The following is an 18,669-nucleotide window of genomic DNA, read 5'->3' as shown; positions in this document are numbered from 1 at the left end:
AAACCCTCACTGAGTTTCCCAGTTTGGGAACTACTATTTAGAAACCGCTTAAAGTCCACATTCGGCTCTTAATGGCGGATTTGTCATTCCCTCCACGATCGCGATCTCTTCTTCTGTCAAACCATACAACCGATAGACGATCGCATCAATCAGTTTGTCACAGTTTGTTAGTTGTTCTTTAATAGGTAAAAGAGTATTTAGGCTATCTTGATATTCTTTTTCTAGCGATTGTTGTTCTTTGCGAGCGACAGGATCGATTTTAATTTTCTTTTTGTTTTTCTTGAGAACTTCGATTAGGTCATCAAAACTAAGGCTTGATTCATTTTTGTAATAGTCACCTAAATAGTTTTGAATTTTAGATTTATTGGTAAGTGTATCAATTTCGCATCCGATAAAGCGCTCTAGCCATTTTAGAAAACTTTTAATTTCAGTTTGTTTTTGCTTATTGAGTTCGATCATTTGCTCGGCTAGATAAGCAAGCAAGTCATGGATCACATCCGCTTCTTCTTGCTCTTGACTAAGATGATGGTTGACTTGGTTTAAGAGAGGTTCAATTTGGCGATCGCTTTGGTATTGGTTATAGAGTGCGATCGCATTTTGTAATGACTGCTCACGGCGATCGGGTGGAGTAGTAAATTTAATATTGCGAATAGGAATAGCAGCAAAATCATCTAATAAAATTTGAGGAAAAGTATCATCTTCTCGGATAGAGAATTTCTTGCGGAAGACAAAACCAATAAAACTACTGTTAAGTATAGTTAACAATGTTTTTAGATTGTAACTTGATGATGAACGTAGCTTGAGAATATATAACAACGTATTTGTATAAGCTTCTTCGGTATATAGAGTTCCCAGAAGCCTAGCCCCAACAACTTTTCTGAAAAGAAGGCGTTCTTTATTGAATAGTTCCTTATTTCTCGGCTCTGCCAACCATTTACCCCATTTAATCCAATTATTATTATTCCAATCAACCGAATATTGGCTAATAGATTGCCCTTCAAAAAAAGGGCTAAAGGTGTCATCAATTTTGGTTATAGATGAGAAAGGTCTAGATTGCATTGTTGCTGAGGTCTGTAAAGGATTACCCTTTCCTTTTTGATAATCTTTAAGTCCATAGTTAATAGTTACAATTGAATTCAGAGAGATGCTAATAATATCTACCTTTTCAAGAATCAAAATATCGTTAGGGTATAGATACGGATTGATAATATGCTCGTACGATTTTAGCCAGTAGTTTTGGTTTCTAGTATAACTCTCTTGATTGATATGATTTATTTCTGACAAACATTCATTTTTTACATAAGGTATAACTAAGGTTTCTTGATTATCTAAAGCATCTTGATCTACAGATTTTTCAAGCACATAAATAGTTGTGTCAACAGTAGCTTCAGAAAACACTGTGTTTGGTAGTGCAACAATCGAATTCAATAAAGATTTTTGTAAAAAAGCAATTCTTAAATTTTCTGTAAAGTCAAGATACATCCAATTATCTGGAACAATAAGCGATATCAATCCTGATGGGCGTACTAAGCAAGAAAAAGTTTTTTCCATAAAGCATACATAGCTTTCCACTCTGTACTTAACATATGCGTAAATCTCTTTTATATAATTAATTTCAAGTTCAGTAAAAGAAGCCCCATAAGGAGGATTGCCAATTACTACATCAAAACCTGCATTGTCATGCCAACAAGCATTTTCTAGATCAATGAATACCTCTGGGAATTCGAGATCCCAATGGAAGAAATGCTTTTCATCACTTAACTTTTGAGAATTTTTATATACAGCAGCATCAGCTTTGTTCATTTTTGTAGGATCTGCCGCGATCGCATTTGTTCCAAAAACACGCAAGAAATGATCGGCACGTTTTAGTCCAAAAAATTTCGATACATAGATGTCTAGCAATTTTTTATAGGGTTTAGCCGCTTGATCGAATTGGCGAAATAGCTTTTCGCTTTGTTCTAGTTCAGCAAAGGTAGCATCACTGAGAATACTCACCCCACGCATAATTTCGGCGGCGCGTAGCAATCCTACAAATGGGCCAGCAAGCAAATTAAACTGTCCCGTTGACTCTTGTACCATACTGGCTTCAGCTTCCTTTACAGTTGTACCAATTAGCGAATTACCACAGCGTAAATGGTGATCGAGGAAGCTAAGCGGAGCGCCAACGGTAAAAGAATGCAACCACAAACTTACCTTTGCTAATTCCACAGCCATCAAGTTTAAATCCACCCCATAAATGCAACGCTTCATCACCACACGTTGTAAAAGTTGAGTTGGCTCTAACCGATCTGGACTAATCCTAATTCCTTGTTTTGCTAAATTATCTAAAATACTTTCACGGGTCTGATTGAGCATTTCTAAAATCGGATTATGCTCAGGATAGTGATTCAAAATCAAAATCAATTCATCGGTCAAATAATCCACAGCTTCGACTAAAAAATGACCACTTCCCATTGATGGATCACATACTTTGATGTCAAGCAAAGTTGTTTGGGCTTCCCTTCCTAAACGTTGCAAATCTTTCTGTAATCCATTGCGACTTTGTACGCCTAAACGCTTGTCTTGTAACTGTTGATGTAATTGGCTAAGCTCTGCCATTAGCTCAGAAAATCTTTGTGATCGCTTTTCTAATATTGGCTTCAAAGTATGACTGACAATGTATTTGACAATATAATCGGGGGTGTAATAGGAACCCGTAGACTTACGTTCGCCTTTGTCATTTTCTAAATGTACTTCTCCCTTTTCGGCATTGTCAATTACCACACGATATTCTAACAATCCCTCATAGATAGAACCTAATTGACGCACACCTAAAAAGCTATAGTCAATTGGAAGTCCTTCAAATCTGGCTAGTTTATCTAGGGCAGGCGCTAAAATTGCATCTGCAAGCTTAAATCGAAATAGAAAATGATTGGCAGGATATTCTACCTGATCGTCAGACTGATTAAAGTCAAAGTGAAATAGTCCACCGTTATAACGCGGTACATCCAAACTTGGATCGCCACGATCAATAATTTGAAATAAGCTTAGCAATCGATCATATAGTCCTGTTCCTGTTTGACTAAATTTCTTTTGATTACCTATTCCTTGTGCTATTTCTTTGGACATCTCAATTAGACTATAATCTCGATAATCGCTATTAATTGGTAGTAAATTTCTCGCCTCAGCATAAAGTAAAAATAGAAGCTTGTAGAGAAATGATAAAGTTGCTTCATAAATCTCTTCGGACGTTACTTGATGTTGCAATCGGAAAGCATTTGCTGCAAATCCTCCCGCGACACTTGGGAATACTTGCTCAAACACCAAAGCTTTTAGTTCTTTACCCACCTGCGTTGCATAGGTATTACTCCCTTCCCGTACTCGTTCTAAAAAATTACGCCCCTGTGGATCTTTAACAAAACTATCTCCACAAAAGAACAACCAAAAATATTTAAACTTTTCTAATTTATCCTTATCTTGCGATTCTAACAATTCCACCAAATCCACTTGATAGAACTCCGTCGCAGTCGAAGAAGCTAATCGATAATAAAGCCGCCACTCACGACCATTTGTCAAAATCCCCCAATCAACCCCAGTTCCCACTAAGTAATTCGTAATCTGAAAGGATGGATTAGCATTTTTATAAATATCTCGCTGATCATTTGCCGAAGCTTTACTAAGTGCGCGTTCCCAATACTTTGCCTCAGCGATCGCACTCACCCGCGCATAAAAAGCCGTCTCATTACCTTGCAATGGATAAGCATCATTGCGATCGCTTTCACTAGTAAACAGTGCATAATCTGGACGCTCAGCCCTCCCCTTCCCATGGGTTGTTACTTGAGGAATATTACTAAATCCCAAGATATCCAATACAGGCTTAATAAACTCTGCTTCTGTCTGGGCTTCACTTAGTTTTGGCAACAAATCCTTTTTAGACAAATAAAGTTTTTGCAGCGACTCAAACTTACCCACTACATCAAGCTGCCATTCAGAACATTCCTGAATTCTGTGATCCAAGTAATGCTGCGAAAATAGCGGTTTGTTGGTCTTCTGCACATCTGTCATGCTCAGGTTCTCTTAGGGTTCGGTGATGGCGCTAAACTCTATAGTCAGCCATCTGATTATATCTCAATCCATACCTCATGATTATTTCACTAGTTGAAACCACAAAAATTGCAGCGATCGCCTACACTAGTAACAAATCTTTACGCTAGCTAAAGCATAACTGCGATCGAATGCCAGACCATACTCATATTCATGTCAGGGGTGCTAGACAGCACAATCTCAAGAATGTTGATCTCACAATTCCCCGCGATCGCCTGATCGTGTTTACAGGTGTGTCTGGCTCTGGTAAATCATCCCTAGCCTTTGACACGATTTTTGCTGAGGGTCAACGCCGTTATGTTGAGTCCTTAAGTGCCTATGCCCGTCAGTTTTTGGGACAGGTTGATAAGCCTGATGTGGACTACATTGAGGGCTTGAGTCCTGCGATTTCCATTGACCAAAAATCAACTTCCCATAATCCGCGCTCAACAGTTGGCACGGTCACCGAGATTTATGATTATTTGCGATTGTTATTTGGACGCGCAGGTTCGCCCCATTGCCCGATCTGCGATCGCAATATTGCGCCACAGACGATTGATCGGATGGTGGATGCGATTATGGAGCTTAGCGATCGCACTAAGTTTCAATTATTAGCACCCGTAATTCGTGGCAAAAAGGGAACTCATAAGAAATTATTGTCCAGCTTAGCCAGTGAAGGTTTTGCAAGGGTGCGGGTGGATGGAGAAGTACGTGAACTGAGCGACAATATTGAACTGGATAAGAACAAACTCCATGATATTGAAATTGTGGTTGATCGTCTAGTTCGCAAAAATGATATTCAAGAACGTTTAACCGATTCTCTGGCAACTTGTTTAAAACGTGCCGAAGGGATTGCAATGGTTGAGATTTTACCCTCATCCCCAGACTCTAAATCTGAAAAAGGTAGCAATTTACTAACTTTTTCAGAAAACTTTGCCTGTCCTGAGCATGGCGCAGTCATGGAAGAACTATCGCCGCGTATGTTCTCTTTCAACTCTCCCTATGGCGCTTGTCCAGCCTGTCATGGATTAGGAAGCATTAAAACCTTTAATCCTGAGTTGTTAGTTCCTGATCCGTCTTTACCTGTTTATGCCGCGATCGCACCTTGGGCGGACAAAACCCATACCTACTATATTTCGCTCTTATCAAGTGTGGGCGAATATGCAGGTTTTGAGATTACCACACCTTGGGAAAAGCTATCTCAGGCTCAGATAGATATTATTCTGCATGGCACTACCGAGAAGATTTTAATTAAGCCAGACTCGCTGTATCGCGATCGCACTGAGGGCTATTACAAACGCTACGAGGGGGCGATCGCTATCCTCGAACAGCAATACAAAGAAGCAGGAGAATCACAAAGGCAGAAACTCGAAAACTATCTGATCGAAGAATCCTGCTCAACCTGTGACGGAACAAGGCTGAAACCCGAATCTCTCGCAGTTCGGATTGGTGGTTATAACATTAATGATTTTGTGTCAGCACCAATTGGGACTTGTCGCGATCGCCTCAAAAATCTCGATCTTGATGCGCGAACTCGTCAAATAGGCGATCGGGTATTACAAGAAATCGAAGCAAGATTGCAATTCCTTTTAGATGTAGGTTTGGATTATCTGACCCTCGATCGCTCTACCATGTCTCTATCAGGTGGCGAAGCTCAACGCATCCGCCTTGCTACCCAGATTGGCTCAGGTTTGACAGGCGTTCTCTATGTATTGGATGAGCCGAGTATTGGACTCCATCAACGCGATAACTCGCGACTACTTGCCACATTAACGAAACTGCGCGATCTCGGTAATACCCTGATCGTAGTGGAACATGATGAAGAAACCATTCGGGCTGCTGATTATCTTGTCGATATCGGGCCAGGGGCAGGAGTGCATGGCGGTAGGATCGTGGCTCAGGGTAGTGTTAAAGAAATTGAAGAAAATCCTGAATCGCTCACAGGTGCTTATCTATCTAAACAAAAACAAATTCATACACCCGCAGAGCGGCGCGAAGGCAATGGCAAGTATCTTGAAATTTGCAACGCCTATCTCAATAATCTCAAACATATTAATGTCCAGATTCCTCTAGGAAAACTGGTATGTATTACGGGTGTATCAGGCTCAGGTAAATCCACCTTGATTAATGATTTACTCCACCATTCCCTTGAACATAATTTTTCGCGCAAAGTACCAGTTCCCAAAGGTATTGATGAAGTCAAGGGACTGAAGCATCTCGATAAGTTCATCGTCATTGATCAATCGCCGATTGGACGCACACCCAGATCTAATCCTGCCACCTACACAGGGCTATTCGATGTCATCCGTGAAACCTTTGCGCTAACCACTGCTGCGAAAACGAGAGGTTATAAAGCAGGGCAATTCTCCTTTAATGTGAAAGGCGGACGGTGCGAGGCTTGCTCTGGGCAAGGTGTGAATGTTATCTCTATGAACTTCCTGCCCGATGTCTATGTACAATGCGATGTCTGCAAAGGCGCAAGATATAATCGCGAAACTCTACAGGTGAAGTACAAAGAGAAGACGATTGCCGATGTGTTAGATATGACTATCGAAGAAGCGATGCATTTCTTTGAGAATATTCCTTCTGCTCATGCCAAATTAGGGATGCTGGTGGATGTGGGTTTAGGCTATGTACGGCTTGGTCAGTCTGCTCCCACGCTCTCAGGGGGTGAAGCCCAGAGGGTGAAGCTAGCCACAGAACTCGCGCGTCGGGCTACGGGCAAAACTTTATATTTAATCGATGAACCGACTACAGGTTTAAGTTTTTACGATGTGCATAAATTATTAGATGTAATGCAGCGCCTAGTCGATAAGGGCAATAGCATCATTACGATTGAGCATAATCTCGATGTGATTCGCTGCGCTGATTGGGTGATTGATCTAGGTCCAGAGGGAGGCGATCTCGGTGGTGAGATTGTCGCTGAGGGTACGCCCGAACAGGTCGCCAAGGTCAAAAAATCCTATACTGGCAAGTATCTCAAACAAGTATTGGCTGAATATCCAAGGGCTAAAACACCTGTTTAGGAGATAATGTACATTCTTTCAACTATCAAATTGTTTTAGAATCAGAAGATTGCAATATAGTTCAAGAACTAAGAGGTTAACTATGCAAATCACTATTGAAATACCCGATGAACTTAGCAATCTCATCCAAAACAAAGGTAAATCCCTTAATGTTGCAATTATCGAAGCACTAGGCTTATATGTTCAACATGACACACTCATCAATACCATCCAAAATTCCATTCAACCAGAAATTGACTGGTCAGCACAATGGGAACAATGGTTTGCAGAATGTGAAACTATGCCAATACATACCGCAACGAAACAACCACAAAACGACTACACACCCCTACTTATTGATAAATATCGAAAACAAGGGCTAGAGCTATGATTTTGTGTGATACAGGAGTTTTATTGTGCCTATGCGATCGCTCCCAACCAAAACACGAAGCCTGTAAAGAAGCAGTCCGCAAATCAAAGCAACCATTATTAACCACATGGTCGTGCTTAACGGAAACTATGTATCTAGCTTTGCATCGTGGCGGATGGATAATGCAACAGCAAATCGCTAACTTACTCTTAAGTCAAACACTGCAAGTATTTCAAATTCAAATAGAAGACTATGCAAGGTTATTTGCTTTGATGGCACAATATCGCGATCGCCCAATGGATCTTGCCGATGCAACTTTAGTACTCGCTGCCGAAAAGACAGGGCTAAAGAAGATTTTGACTTTAGATTCAGATTTTCTATTTTATCAAATTAGTGATCGTGACTCATTTGAGGTGATTTGTCCTGATAGTAAAATTTAGGGATTTTGAACTTGGATAACTAAAAATCACTTATCTTAAAAAGTAAGCCCAGCGCAACTAATTTACATCCAATGACTAATGTTCATCCGTTTATCCGACTGACTCGCTATGCCCGTAATTATCGCCCACAGATTTGGACGGCAACAACTTGCTCGATTTTAAATAAATTCTTCGATTTGGCTCCGCCAGTCCTGATTGGGGCAGCGATCGATCTAGTACTGCAAAAAGAGAACTTCTGGGCAAATCCCTTTGGTGTCCAAGGATTAGCAGCGCAGTTACTAGTACTTTCGGCAATTAGTGGTGTGATCTGGGGACTAGAGTCGATTTTTGAGTATGCCTATGCGCTTCAGTGGCGTAACCTTGCTCAGACGATTCAGCATGACTTGCGCCTTGATGCATATCAGCATTTACAAGAGTTAGAGCTAGCTTTTTTTGAAGATCGCAGTTCGGGTGGATTGATGTCGATATTGAGTGATGATATCAATCAATTAGAAAGGTTTCTCGATGGTGGTGCAAATGAAGTAATTCAAGTTTCGGCGACGATTCTGTTGATTGGTGGTGCATTTTTTGTGATTACGCCCAATGTGGCTTGGTTAGCGCTATCACCAATGCCATTTATTTTATGGGGTTCAATTTGGTTTCAGAAATTCCTTGCCCCACGCTATGCGGAAGTTCGCGAAAAAGTGGGACTACTGAATGGGCAACTATCGAATAATATCGGCGGAATCACGACAATTAAAGCGTTTGTCACAGAAGGATATGAACGTAAACGCATTGAGAAGGAAAGTAATCAATATCGTCAAAGTAATCGCAAAGCGATCGCCTATAGTGCCGCGTTTGTTCCTTTGATCAGAATCCTGATCTTTATGGGATTTATTGCGATTCTTTATTATGGTGGCTTGGAGGTTCAGGCAAACAGGCTGTCTGTCGGCAATTACTCCGTGATGATTTATCTAATTCAGCGACTTTTATGGCCGCTCACGCGCTTAGGTGAAACCCTCGATCAATATCAAAGGGCGATGGCTTCGACTAACCGCATTCTCGATTTACTAGATACCCCGATCGCAATTCATTCAGGCTCACAGGTACTAAACTCCTTAGTCACTGGCGATATTCAATTAAAAAATGTTACCTTTGGCTATGCTGTGAACTTCCCAATTGTAGAAAATCTATCCTTAGAAATCGCCGCCCATAAGACTACTGCCATTGTCGGAGCAACGGGTTCGGGTAAAAGTACTTTAGTAAAACTGCTGCTGCGTTTATATGAAATTCAATCAGGGAATATCTTTCTCGATCGCATTGATATTCGTGACTTAGAATTGCGATCGCTACGTTCTTGCATGGGTTGGGTAAGCCAAGATGTATTTCTATTTCATGGCTCAGTTTTAGAAAATATTGCCTATGGTTCCTTTGATGCAACTGTGGAGCAGATTGTGGAAGCTGCCAAGATTGCTGAAGCCCATGACTTTATCCAAATTTTGCCCAAGGGTTACGATACGATCGTTGGTGAGCGAGGTCAAAAGCTATCGGGTGGTCAGAGACAGCGCATTGCGATCGCCCGTGCAGTGTTACGCAATCCACCGATTTTAATTCTTGATGAAGCAACTTCGGCAGTGGATAATGAAACAGAAGCAGCGATCCAAAAGTCTTTAGAGCGAATCACCAAAAACCGTACAACGATCGCGATCGCCCATCGCCTATCTACTATTCGTAATGCTGATCGCATCTATGTGATGGATCAGGGCAAAGTAGTGGAGTTGGGAACTCATGATGAGCTAGTTGCTAACAATGGAATCTACGCAGGTTTATGGAATCTGCAAACAGGACAAACCCATATTTAAGGGCTTCACCGTAAAATAAGAAACTGATTTTTGATGGCGCGGCAAAGCCGCGCCATCAAAAATCGTGAAGGGGGCGCTTTGTGAGGTCTTTTTTATAACATGAGTGGATTAAATCCCCTAGATTGGAATGTTTGATATACATAGTTATACTGCTCTTCTATATTCTCTAAAAGACTAGCAATTTTGATGATATCTTCTTCAGTATGAGTATTGGACTTGATCAGCATCTTGCAGATAGATTGTAGGGCTTGACAAGAACTAAAAAGCTGTGTAGCTCCAAAGGTAGCACTTCCCCCCTTAAGGGCATGATTTTGTGCTTCCATAGTCACAAAGTCTTGATCTTGAAAAGCTTCTTTCATTGTGGCGATCGCCTGTGCAGAATGGTCTAAGTAGACATTGATTAATTCATCTAAGTTCTGTGTACCTACGGAATCTTCTAGATTTGAGAGGATTGATAGGTCAATAGGAGGCTGACTATGATCAATAACAAGGTGTTGCTGTTGAGGAATTCTCTGGAGAGCAGCGATTAAACTTGTACTTTTTAAAGGCTTAGTGAGATAGTCATTCATCCCCGCACTCATTGCCGACTCACGAGATTCTGAGAAAGCATTTGCCGAAAGCCCAATAATCCAAGGCTGCTGACTTGGCAACTGACGGATACTTTTGCTGGCAGTCAAGCCATTCATAATTGGCATTTGGATATCCATAAAAATAAGATCGTAGGCTCGATCTAAGAAAGCGTTGATGGCTTTCTGCCCATTTTCAGTAGCTTCTGCCTTATAGCCTAAGTTTTCTAGCATCAATAGCAGAATTTTTTGATTGACAGGATTATCTTCTACAACCAAGATCTTAAATGGATAACACTTAGCAAAATTCTCATCCCCTAAAATCTCATCGCTTTCATATAAAGGCTGAGGACTTATATGATTCGGGAATGTTCTAGCTTTTTTGCTGATAAAAACATTGCAAAAAGCTTGATAGAGTTTTGATACAGATATCGGTTTGGTGATGTAGTCTCCAAAGTAAACTGAATTAACATTGTTACCCTCATTGAGGATGACATTTATGGGGGTTAATAGAATTAAATTTAAATCAGGAAAAATCTCTTGAATATTTTTGGCAAGTTCCAAACCATCAATTTGAGAACCATCTGACTCTATAAGTTGTCGGTCAACTAAAATGGCATCAAAGTTCGATGTTGTCAGAAATTGCAGCGCATCAGTGGCTGAGTAAGCAGCCTGTACGCTCATCTCCCATGGTTGTGCATATAGAGCGATCGCTTGCTGGAGTGTAGCACTAGTGTTAACGCTTAAAATCCTCTTACCCCTTAGTTCTAGGGCGATCGCATCTGTGATATCTACATCCTCAGTGATGGCGCGTACTTGGATCGAGAAGCTGAAAGTTGAGCCTGCACCGACAATGCTGCTAACCCCAATTTCACCGCCCATCAGTTCGCAAAGTTGTTTGCAAATCGCTAGTCCCAAGCCAGTACCGCCATATTGTCGCGCAATCGAATTATCAGCTTGGCTAAAGGCTTTAAAAAGTTTGGCGATCGCTTCGGGAGCAATGCCAATTCCTGTATCGCGTATATCAAAGCGCAATTCATAAGTGTTAGTCTCGCGATCAATTAGTTGCGAATTTACCGTAATGATAATTTCCCCAGATTCGGTAAATTTAATGGCATTACTGACTAAATTGACGAGGATTTGACGTAGGCGTGTATAGTCTCCAATCAACTGTTGGGGGACATCTAGACTAACAAATGTGACTAGTTCTAGGAATTTCTCAGCCGTGCGGGACGACATCAGTTCTAGAACTTCTTCAATACATTGTTGCAGTTTAAAAGGATGCTCTTCGAGTTCAAAATGTCCTGATTCAATCCGTGAAAAATCAAGGATATTATTAATTACCGATAGGAGTACTTCTCCACCTTGACGGATCGTCGCGACATATTGCTGCTGTTGTCGCGTTAGGGGAGTATTGCCTAAAATCTCGGTCATCCCAATCACAGCATTCATCGGAGTACGGAGTTCATGACTCATGACGGCGAGAAATTCGCTTTTAGCTTTGTTTGCCGATTCTGCCACCTTAGCTGCTGCTAGTTTTGCTTCAGTTTGATTGCGCTCAGTGATATCTTCCACCCCAGCGACAAATTGAATTGGCTTGCCGTTCTCATCCCTCACTAATCCGAACCGACTAATTACATCGATCGCATGACCATTTTTATGAATATATTGCTTTTCGACTTTAACGCTAATTGCTTCATTATCGAGTAAGCGATTTAAAGCTGCTAACGTTTTTTCACCAGAGCTAGGATGTGTAAGTTCAAGGGCTGTCATATTCAGCAATTCTGCTTCGGTATATCCAAAAGTGTTACAGAAGCCTTGATTTACCATCAAAAACTTACCTTCCAAATCAAAGGTAGCGATTCCCACGGGAGCATTGGCAAGTGTTAACTTAAGTAAGGTTTCATTCTGAAGCAGTTTAGATTCCGCAAGTTTGCGATCGCTAATGTCTTGGACGGTTCCATAAAGCCTAACTACTTGCCCCTGATCATCATATTCTGCATGACCAATCGCTTCAACGTATCGACAAGCAACATCAGATCGTTGGGAATCTAGCTCTAAATGATAAGACTTTCCTGTATTAATGGTTTCATCAACTGCTTGTCTTAATTTTTCCTGCGATGAGATTGTAAAGAATTGCAGATGTTCTTCATATTTAGGAGTTGGTATTGCAGGGTCGCACTCGAAAATATTAAACATCTCCCTTGACCAAATAATTTCATCATCTAAGATATTCCATTCCCAACTACCAAGTGAAGCAACTCGCTGAGCTTCAGCTAGACTTGCTTCACTTTTGCGTAAAGCTTGTTCGATCACTTTGAGTTCACTAATATCTCTACCTTCGGGAATTAATAAAATTACCTGACCTGATTCATCTGTGAGAGGACGGATAGAGAAATCAATGGTTGTAATTGTTTGACCCGCACCAAATATATCCATTTCATAACGGACAAATTCACCTTGAGCAGCCTGCTGAACTGCTTGCTTCATCCGATTTTGTGTAGCTTCAGAAATTGTCAGCCAATAAGTTTCCCAGATAGGTTTACCAATTACCTCGGCGTGAGTAATTCCCCCAAAGTCCAAGGCTGTTTGGTTCACTTCTAAGAAAATACCATCAAGAGAAAGTAAGCCCACAAATTGAAAAGTGTTGTTAAAAATTCCTTGAAATCTTAATTCGCTTTCTTTGCGATCGCTAATATCAAAAGCAGAACCACGTAACACTTGAGTTTTCCCATCCGTTGCCAAGCCAAGGTGAGCAGTATCACGCAACCATATAATTTTGCCATCACTAGCAATCATCCGATATTCGCAACAAAAAGGCGAGCCTGTCTCGATAGTGTGGCGAACTGCTTGATGAACACGATCGAGATCGTCAGGATGCACATACTCAGCCCAAGTATTAAAAAAACCTGCATTCCATTTGGAAGGATGTATACCTAAAAGGGTCTGCAATTGTGGACTGATATAGGCAAACTCTGGAGTGTTCGTGATCGGAGAGACATAACATACATTAGGAATCTGCTCCACGAGATAACGATAATGCTCCATCCACCGATACAAGGTTGCATAGGATTGCTCAGCTTCTCTTACCTGTTCTAGCAAACGAGTACTACGATTTTCTCGTTGTAAAATAATCTCGATCTGCATGGCTATTTGTTGCAGCATCAGCACATCGTCTTGATCCCATGAGCTTTGAAAAGAATCCCCACTCCAAGCTGTACATTGGTAAACCGTCAAAAATCCCCATAATGGATGCGCTGGCTCGCGATCTGACAATATAATTGGCACAAGTAAGTAAGCCTTACCTGCAAATATTTCTGCTAAGTTGATCTCACATCTAGTCATCCCCGCAGTATAAAGATCAAGGATTTGTCCCGTAGTATCCTGTCCCCACTGATATTCTTCTTTGAGAATATTCTCAATCTGCAATTGCGAACAAGGCTGGCAATATGGCGCGATCGCCTCCGCTACAATCTTGCCGCTGATCCCTATTCCACTATGATGATCGGCAAATTTATCGAGCTTATAAATAGAAACATGAACAGCCTGAACTAAATTTAGTAACTTTGTTGTGATTGCTTGAAAATTTTTTTCTACGCTATCGCACTGATTATCGCACTGGCGCATACTTTGCAAAATTTCTGAGCATATCAGCATCCTTGATCTGAATTTTTCCATTTCAATACTTAAATGGTTATCTAAACTACTAATCTTTGCATCCTTTGGTGATAAGCATCCGTCAGGATCTAATCTAGATGAAAATTCACTCATAACTCCAGTTTGTTTATAGTTTGCAAAGCTTATGGTGATGGCAAATTCTGGTAGAGCAGTAAAGATAAGTGTCTGAGCAAGCTAAGAACTAATGGGAATATGTAATGATTGCTTAACATTAAGTATAGCAAAGCTTCTGAACTCTGATTTTTTACAATCGTTTATAGCGCTTAAAATATAATAAAAATTCTTGATGATAAAGATTTTAATTTGTTATCGTAGCAATCTTTCTGTTGCAAAAATGTGCAGCCGTTACCTTATAGAATTCACTGTAAGCATTTATTGATTTGTTACACTTGCAGAAGAAATAATTAACCAAACTGCCAAATATCATGATCAGTAACCTGCTCCAGACCAAAGAGCTAGCAAATCTGCAATATGCAACCGTTAGCGATCGCTTTGACGAAACATGGGAAGCCCCACTGTCGATTCTATTGGGGCTTGGGCGAGCCGCAGGCGCAGATTTTGTGGAGTTTTTTTTAGAACGGAATAATTACATTAGCTGTCTTGCAGAAGATGACACGATTACGAGCATCTCGCCACGACTATCTACAGGAGCAGGAATTCGTGCTTTTAAGGGCAAAGCCGATTGTTATGTCAGCACCAATGATTTGACTTTTCTAGGGCTAAAATCGGCTCTCGAACGCGCTCTTTCTATCCTAGGATTACAACTTCCTTCTCAAAACTCGATCATTCCTTCTATTCATTTAGAGCTATTCCGTGACTATGCTACTAAAAAAGATAAAGAATCATGGATCGCGCAATGTAGCCCCATGCGGGAAATGGGCGATATCTTGCTTGGAGCCAATGCGCTGATAGCCAAAAAAGGTAAACATATCCAATCAAGGCGATCGGGGTATTTCCGTGATTGGCAAGAAGTTCTAGTTGCTGCTAGTGATGGTACATTCGCCAGAGATATTCGGCTTACCCAGTCGATAGGTTCTAACTTACTCTGTGCGGATGGAGCAAATCGTTCATCCATTGGTAAGCGTGTTGGCGGTACGAGCGACCCCAGCTACCTTCGCAATTGGAACTATGAACCCGTCGTCGATGAAATCGTCGAAGCCGCAGGGCAAATGCTCTATGCTGATTATGTGGAATCTGGTTCCTATCCCATCATCATGGCAAACCAGTTTGGTGGCGTGATCTTCCATGAAGCCTGTGGACATTTACTAGAAACTACGGGCATCGAAGCAAAAACAACGCCTTTTGCAGAAATGAAAGGTCAAAAAATTGCCCATAAAAACCTCACGGCTTGGGATGAAGGTCGTTCTGAAGAAGCTTTTGGAACTATCGATATGGATGATGAGGGGATGCCCACGCAGCGCACCCTCTTAATTGAGAATGGAATTTTGAAAAACTTTATCAGCGATCGCGCTGGTGAGTTACGCACAGGACATCCGCGCACAGGTAGCGGTCGTCGCCAAAGCTACGCCTATGCAGCAGCAAGTCGGATGCGAAACACCTATATTGATGCTGGTGATTTTGCTTTAGATGATCTCTTTGCCTCCGTGGATAAAGGCATTTACTGCAAAAAAATGGGTGGCGGTAGCGTTTTGCCGACTGGTCAGTTTAACTTTGCTGTTGACGAGGCTTACCTGATCGAAAATGGCAAAATTACCAAACCACTCAAAGGAGCCACTTTGATTGGTGATGCTAAAGAAATCATGCAAGAAATCTCGATGAGTTCTCGCGATCTAGAACTTGCCGCAGGTTTCTGTGGCTCCGTCAGTGGCAGTGTCTATGTCACCGTTGGACAACCTCATATTAAGGTTGATGCAATTACCGTCGGGGGACGCTAATATCGCAGAAAGGTGACGCAGAGCGTCGCCTTTCTGCCTTTAGGTTGGCGATCGCTATAAAAGATCCCTAATACCAATTCACAAGAGTGTTGACACACTTTCTTGAATTAAAAACCAAATTCAGTAAGGGTTTTTAAATCAAGAAATGGCTACGCCATTTCTTGATTTAGGATAAAGTGGGACTTTTTATAAAAATCTGGGTTTTACTTCAGCGCAAAGCACTGTAAGCTTTCTACTTAAAGTGATCAAAAGGTGATCAAGTCGTGCAAGCAAATGCGATCGATGTTTCTCAATCAACGATACTTGTGGTTGACGATGATCCAGATATTCGCCATGAGCTAGCATCGGCTCTGAAAAAGCGTGGCTATATCGTCAAAACGGCTGGAGATAGCAGTGATGCTTTGCTATATGTGCAATCCCATCCGCCAGACTTAATCCTATTGAATATATTTTTGCCCCAAATAAGTGGCTATGAAGTCTGTCGTATTCTCAAAGCCGATACGATCACCGAAAATATTCCGATCATTTTTACGAGCATCCATGATGATATCGAAGCAAAGCTCCAAGCTTTTGAAATTGGTGGTGCAGATTTTATCGTTGTCAAACTGTCTCAGCTTGCCGAACTATTTGCGCGTGTGCATTTACATTTGACATTGCGGCATCTGCAAATGCACCTAGCTCAAAAGAACCATGAACTCTCGCAGGCTGTCTTTGACAGAATTGGGATGCTCAAGGATCTCCAACGGACTAACCTGCTGCTCCATGCTCAAAAAGAGGCGGCGATCGATGGAATTCTGGCTGTCGATGAACAAGGACGGATTGTTAGTTTTAACCGTCGGTTTTGCGAAATGTGGAACATTCCCCATGACTTATTTATTGGTGATGGGCTTGAGCATGAGTTTCACAATGGATCACCATTGGGGACATTTTTTATTAAATCCGATCTTCCTGAAGTACTGATAAATTTAGTAGAGACCACTTACGATGATCCTGACGTAGCCAGACATGGCGAAATTATTTATGGCGATCGCATATTTGATTACTACACTAGTCCTGTCAGTTCAGAGCAAAATAAATTCTTTGGCTTGATTTGGTGCTTTCGTGATATCACCGCCAAAAAACAAGCAAATCTGCGACAGATGCAATTAATGGAAGATCTGCGTAAAGCCAAAGATGAGGCTGAAGAAGCAGTTCGCACTAAGGCAGCTTTTCTGGCGATGATGAGCCATGAAATTCGGACACCGATCAATGGGGTGATCGGCATGACCCAACTCTTAGCAGGGACAGATCTCAGCACCGAACAGGATAAATTTGTAAGGACGATCCAAGTCAGTGGGGAAATGCTGCTTTCGGTAATCAATGATATTTTGGATTTCTCTAAAATTGAATCTGGCAAATTGGAATTAGAAAGTGTAGCCCTAGATGTCAGAGCTTTGGTGCGTGATATCTATGACGTGCAGTTATCGAAAGCCAAGGAAAAGAGTCTGAAGTTTGAAGTTAGTATGCATTCCCATGTACCACCATTTATCGTTGGAGATGTGACAAGACTGCGACAGATTCTATTGAATCTGGTTTCTAATGCCCTCAAATTTACAGATACAGGTTCAGTGCGAATTGGGGTACGTTTAGCCTCTGATCAAGTTCCTACCTCTGATCAACCTTTTCAATTACTGTTTTCGGTAACTGATACAGGTATTGGCATTACCACTGACCAAATACAGCGACTATTTCAGCCCTTTTCGCAAGCCACGGCGGCTACCTCCCGCAAGTACGGTGGTACTGGGCTGGGACTAGTGATCTGCAAGAATTTAGTGGAAAATATGGGAGGTAAAATCCAAGTCGAAAGCAAAACTAATCAAGGTTCGACTTTTTCATTTACAATCACCACCCAAATTGCCAAGGAACGACCAAGCTATACCCTGCAAGATGCGATGAATAAGAGCGTCAGTAGTGGTAGTCGGTTGGGCGATCGCGTGCCATTAAAAATCTTGATTGCGGAAGACAACTTAATTAATCAAGAACTAGCAATGGCGATGCTGATTAAGATGGGCTATCAGCCCGATGTCGTCGATAATGGCTTAGCAGTGCTAGAAGCCTTGCAGGTCAACCATTATGATTTGTTATTGCTAGATGTGCAGATGCCTGAAATGGATGGACTAGAAACCGCAACTTATTTGGTTAATCATTGGCATGAGTTGCATACAGGTTATGAGCGCCCCACGATTATTGCGATGACGGCTAGTGCAATGCAGGGCGATCGCGAAATGTGTTTGCGGGCTGGGATGGATGATTACATCAGCAAGCCGATCATGATGGATTCGCTGCAACGGACAATTGAGAAATGGGCTGTGGGTGAGCAAATTAATGAGGCGATCGCAGCAGTAGATATAAACGAAAAAGTGCATATTCTTTCAGCGATCGATCCCGCCGCAATCAAGAATCTTGAACAAATTAATCCTAAGTTGATTGGACGCATGATCAATTTATTCACGATCGAAGAAGCACCTGTCCTATTAAAAAACCTGCGACAGGCGATCGCCAATAACGATCTGCAAGAGGTGAGCTATAACGCACACACCTTGAAAGGAAGTAGCAATATTTTGGGGGCTAAGGCTCTGGGTAAGCTCTGTCTCGAAGTTGAGCTAAAGGGTAAACGTGAAGATCCCGAAGGCTTGCCCGAACTCTTCACCCAAATTGAGCAGCAATATCAAATTGCTTGTCAAGAACTTGCAAAATTATGAACCTTTTGTGGCGCGGCTTTGCTGCGCCACAAAAGGTTCATAATTTTACTGCGAAGTCCTTAGCATTTGAA

General features: G+C 41.6%; 8 protein-coding genes. 6 read left to right on the top strand and 2 right to left on the bottom strand.

Features of this window, described 5'->3' with window-relative positions:
* Positions 1–48: 48 nt before the first annotated feature.
* Complete coding sequence (locus B9G53_RS11385; RefSeq protein WP_094532259.1) at positions 49–4,044, bottom strand: TaqI-like C-terminal specificity domain-containing protein; 3,996 nt, start codon at positions 4,042–4,044, stop codon at positions 49–51.
* Between the two features lie 170 nt (positions 4,045–4,214).
* On the opposite strand from B9G53_RS11385, the gene uvrA reads away from it, so the two are divergent.
* The 4 genes from uvrA (at position 4,215) to B9G53_RS11365 (ending at position 9,718) form a co-directional block, all read left to right on the top strand.
* The gene (gene uvrA / locus B9G53_RS11380; RefSeq protein ID WP_094532257.1) at positions 4,215–7,088 is read left to right on the top strand and encodes an excinuclease ABC subunit UvrA; all 2,874 of its coding nucleotides are present in this window, start codon (positions 4,215–4,217) and stop codon (positions 7,086–7,088) included.
* Positions 7,089–7,170: 82 nt separating this feature from the next.
* Positions 7,171–7,458, top strand: a complete 288-nt coding sequence (locus tag B9G53_RS11375; RefSeq protein WP_094532255.1) for a hypothetical protein — start codon at positions 7,171–7,173, stop codon at positions 7,456–7,458.
* Positions 7,455–7,877: a type II toxin-antitoxin system VapC family toxin gene (locus B9G53_RS11370; RefSeq protein WP_094532253.1), complete on the top strand. Its 423-nt coding sequence runs from the start codon at positions 7,455–7,457 to the stop codon at positions 7,875–7,877. Before B9G53_RS11375 ends, B9G53_RS11370 begins: the two co-directional genes overlap by 4 nt.
* A gap of 71 nt (positions 7,878–7,948) precedes the next feature.
* Positions 7,949–9,718, top strand: a complete 1,770-nt coding sequence (locus B9G53_RS11365) for an ABC transporter ATP-binding protein (protein ID WP_094532250.1) — start codon at positions 7,949–7,951, stop codon at positions 9,716–9,718.
* Positions 9,719–9,810: 92 nt separating this feature from the next.
* Here B9G53_RS11365 and B9G53_RS11360 read toward each other — a convergent pair whose 3' ends face one another.
* Complete coding sequence (locus B9G53_RS11360; protein ID WP_094532248.1) at positions 9,811–14,055, bottom strand: PAS domain S-box protein; 4,245 nt, start codon at positions 14,053–14,055, stop codon at positions 9,811–9,813.
* Between the two features lie 332 nt (positions 14,056–14,387).
* On the opposite strand from B9G53_RS11360, the gene B9G53_RS11355 reads away from it, so the two are divergent.
* Positions 14,388–15,857 carry a TldD/PmbA family protein gene (locus B9G53_RS11355; RefSeq protein WP_094532246.1) on the top strand — a complete coding sequence of 490 codons (1,470 nt, stop codon included), beginning with the start codon at positions 14,388–14,390 and terminating at the stop codon, positions 15,855–15,857.
* Between the two features lie 263 nt (positions 15,858–16,120).
* Positions 16,121–18,598, top strand: a complete 2,478-nt coding sequence (locus B9G53_RS11350; protein WP_094532244.1) for a response regulator — start codon at positions 16,121–16,123, stop codon at positions 18,596–18,598.
* Positions 18,599–18,669 lie beyond the last annotated feature (71 nt).

This window comes from Pseudanabaena sp. SR411 (genome assembly GCF_002251945.1).
Classification (GTDB): domain Bacteria; phylum Cyanobacteriota; class Cyanobacteriia; order Pseudanabaenales; family Pseudanabaenaceae; genus Pseudanabaena.
Note: the sequence above shows the minus strand (reverse complement) of the source record. Positions and strands in the feature narration are given on the sequence as shown.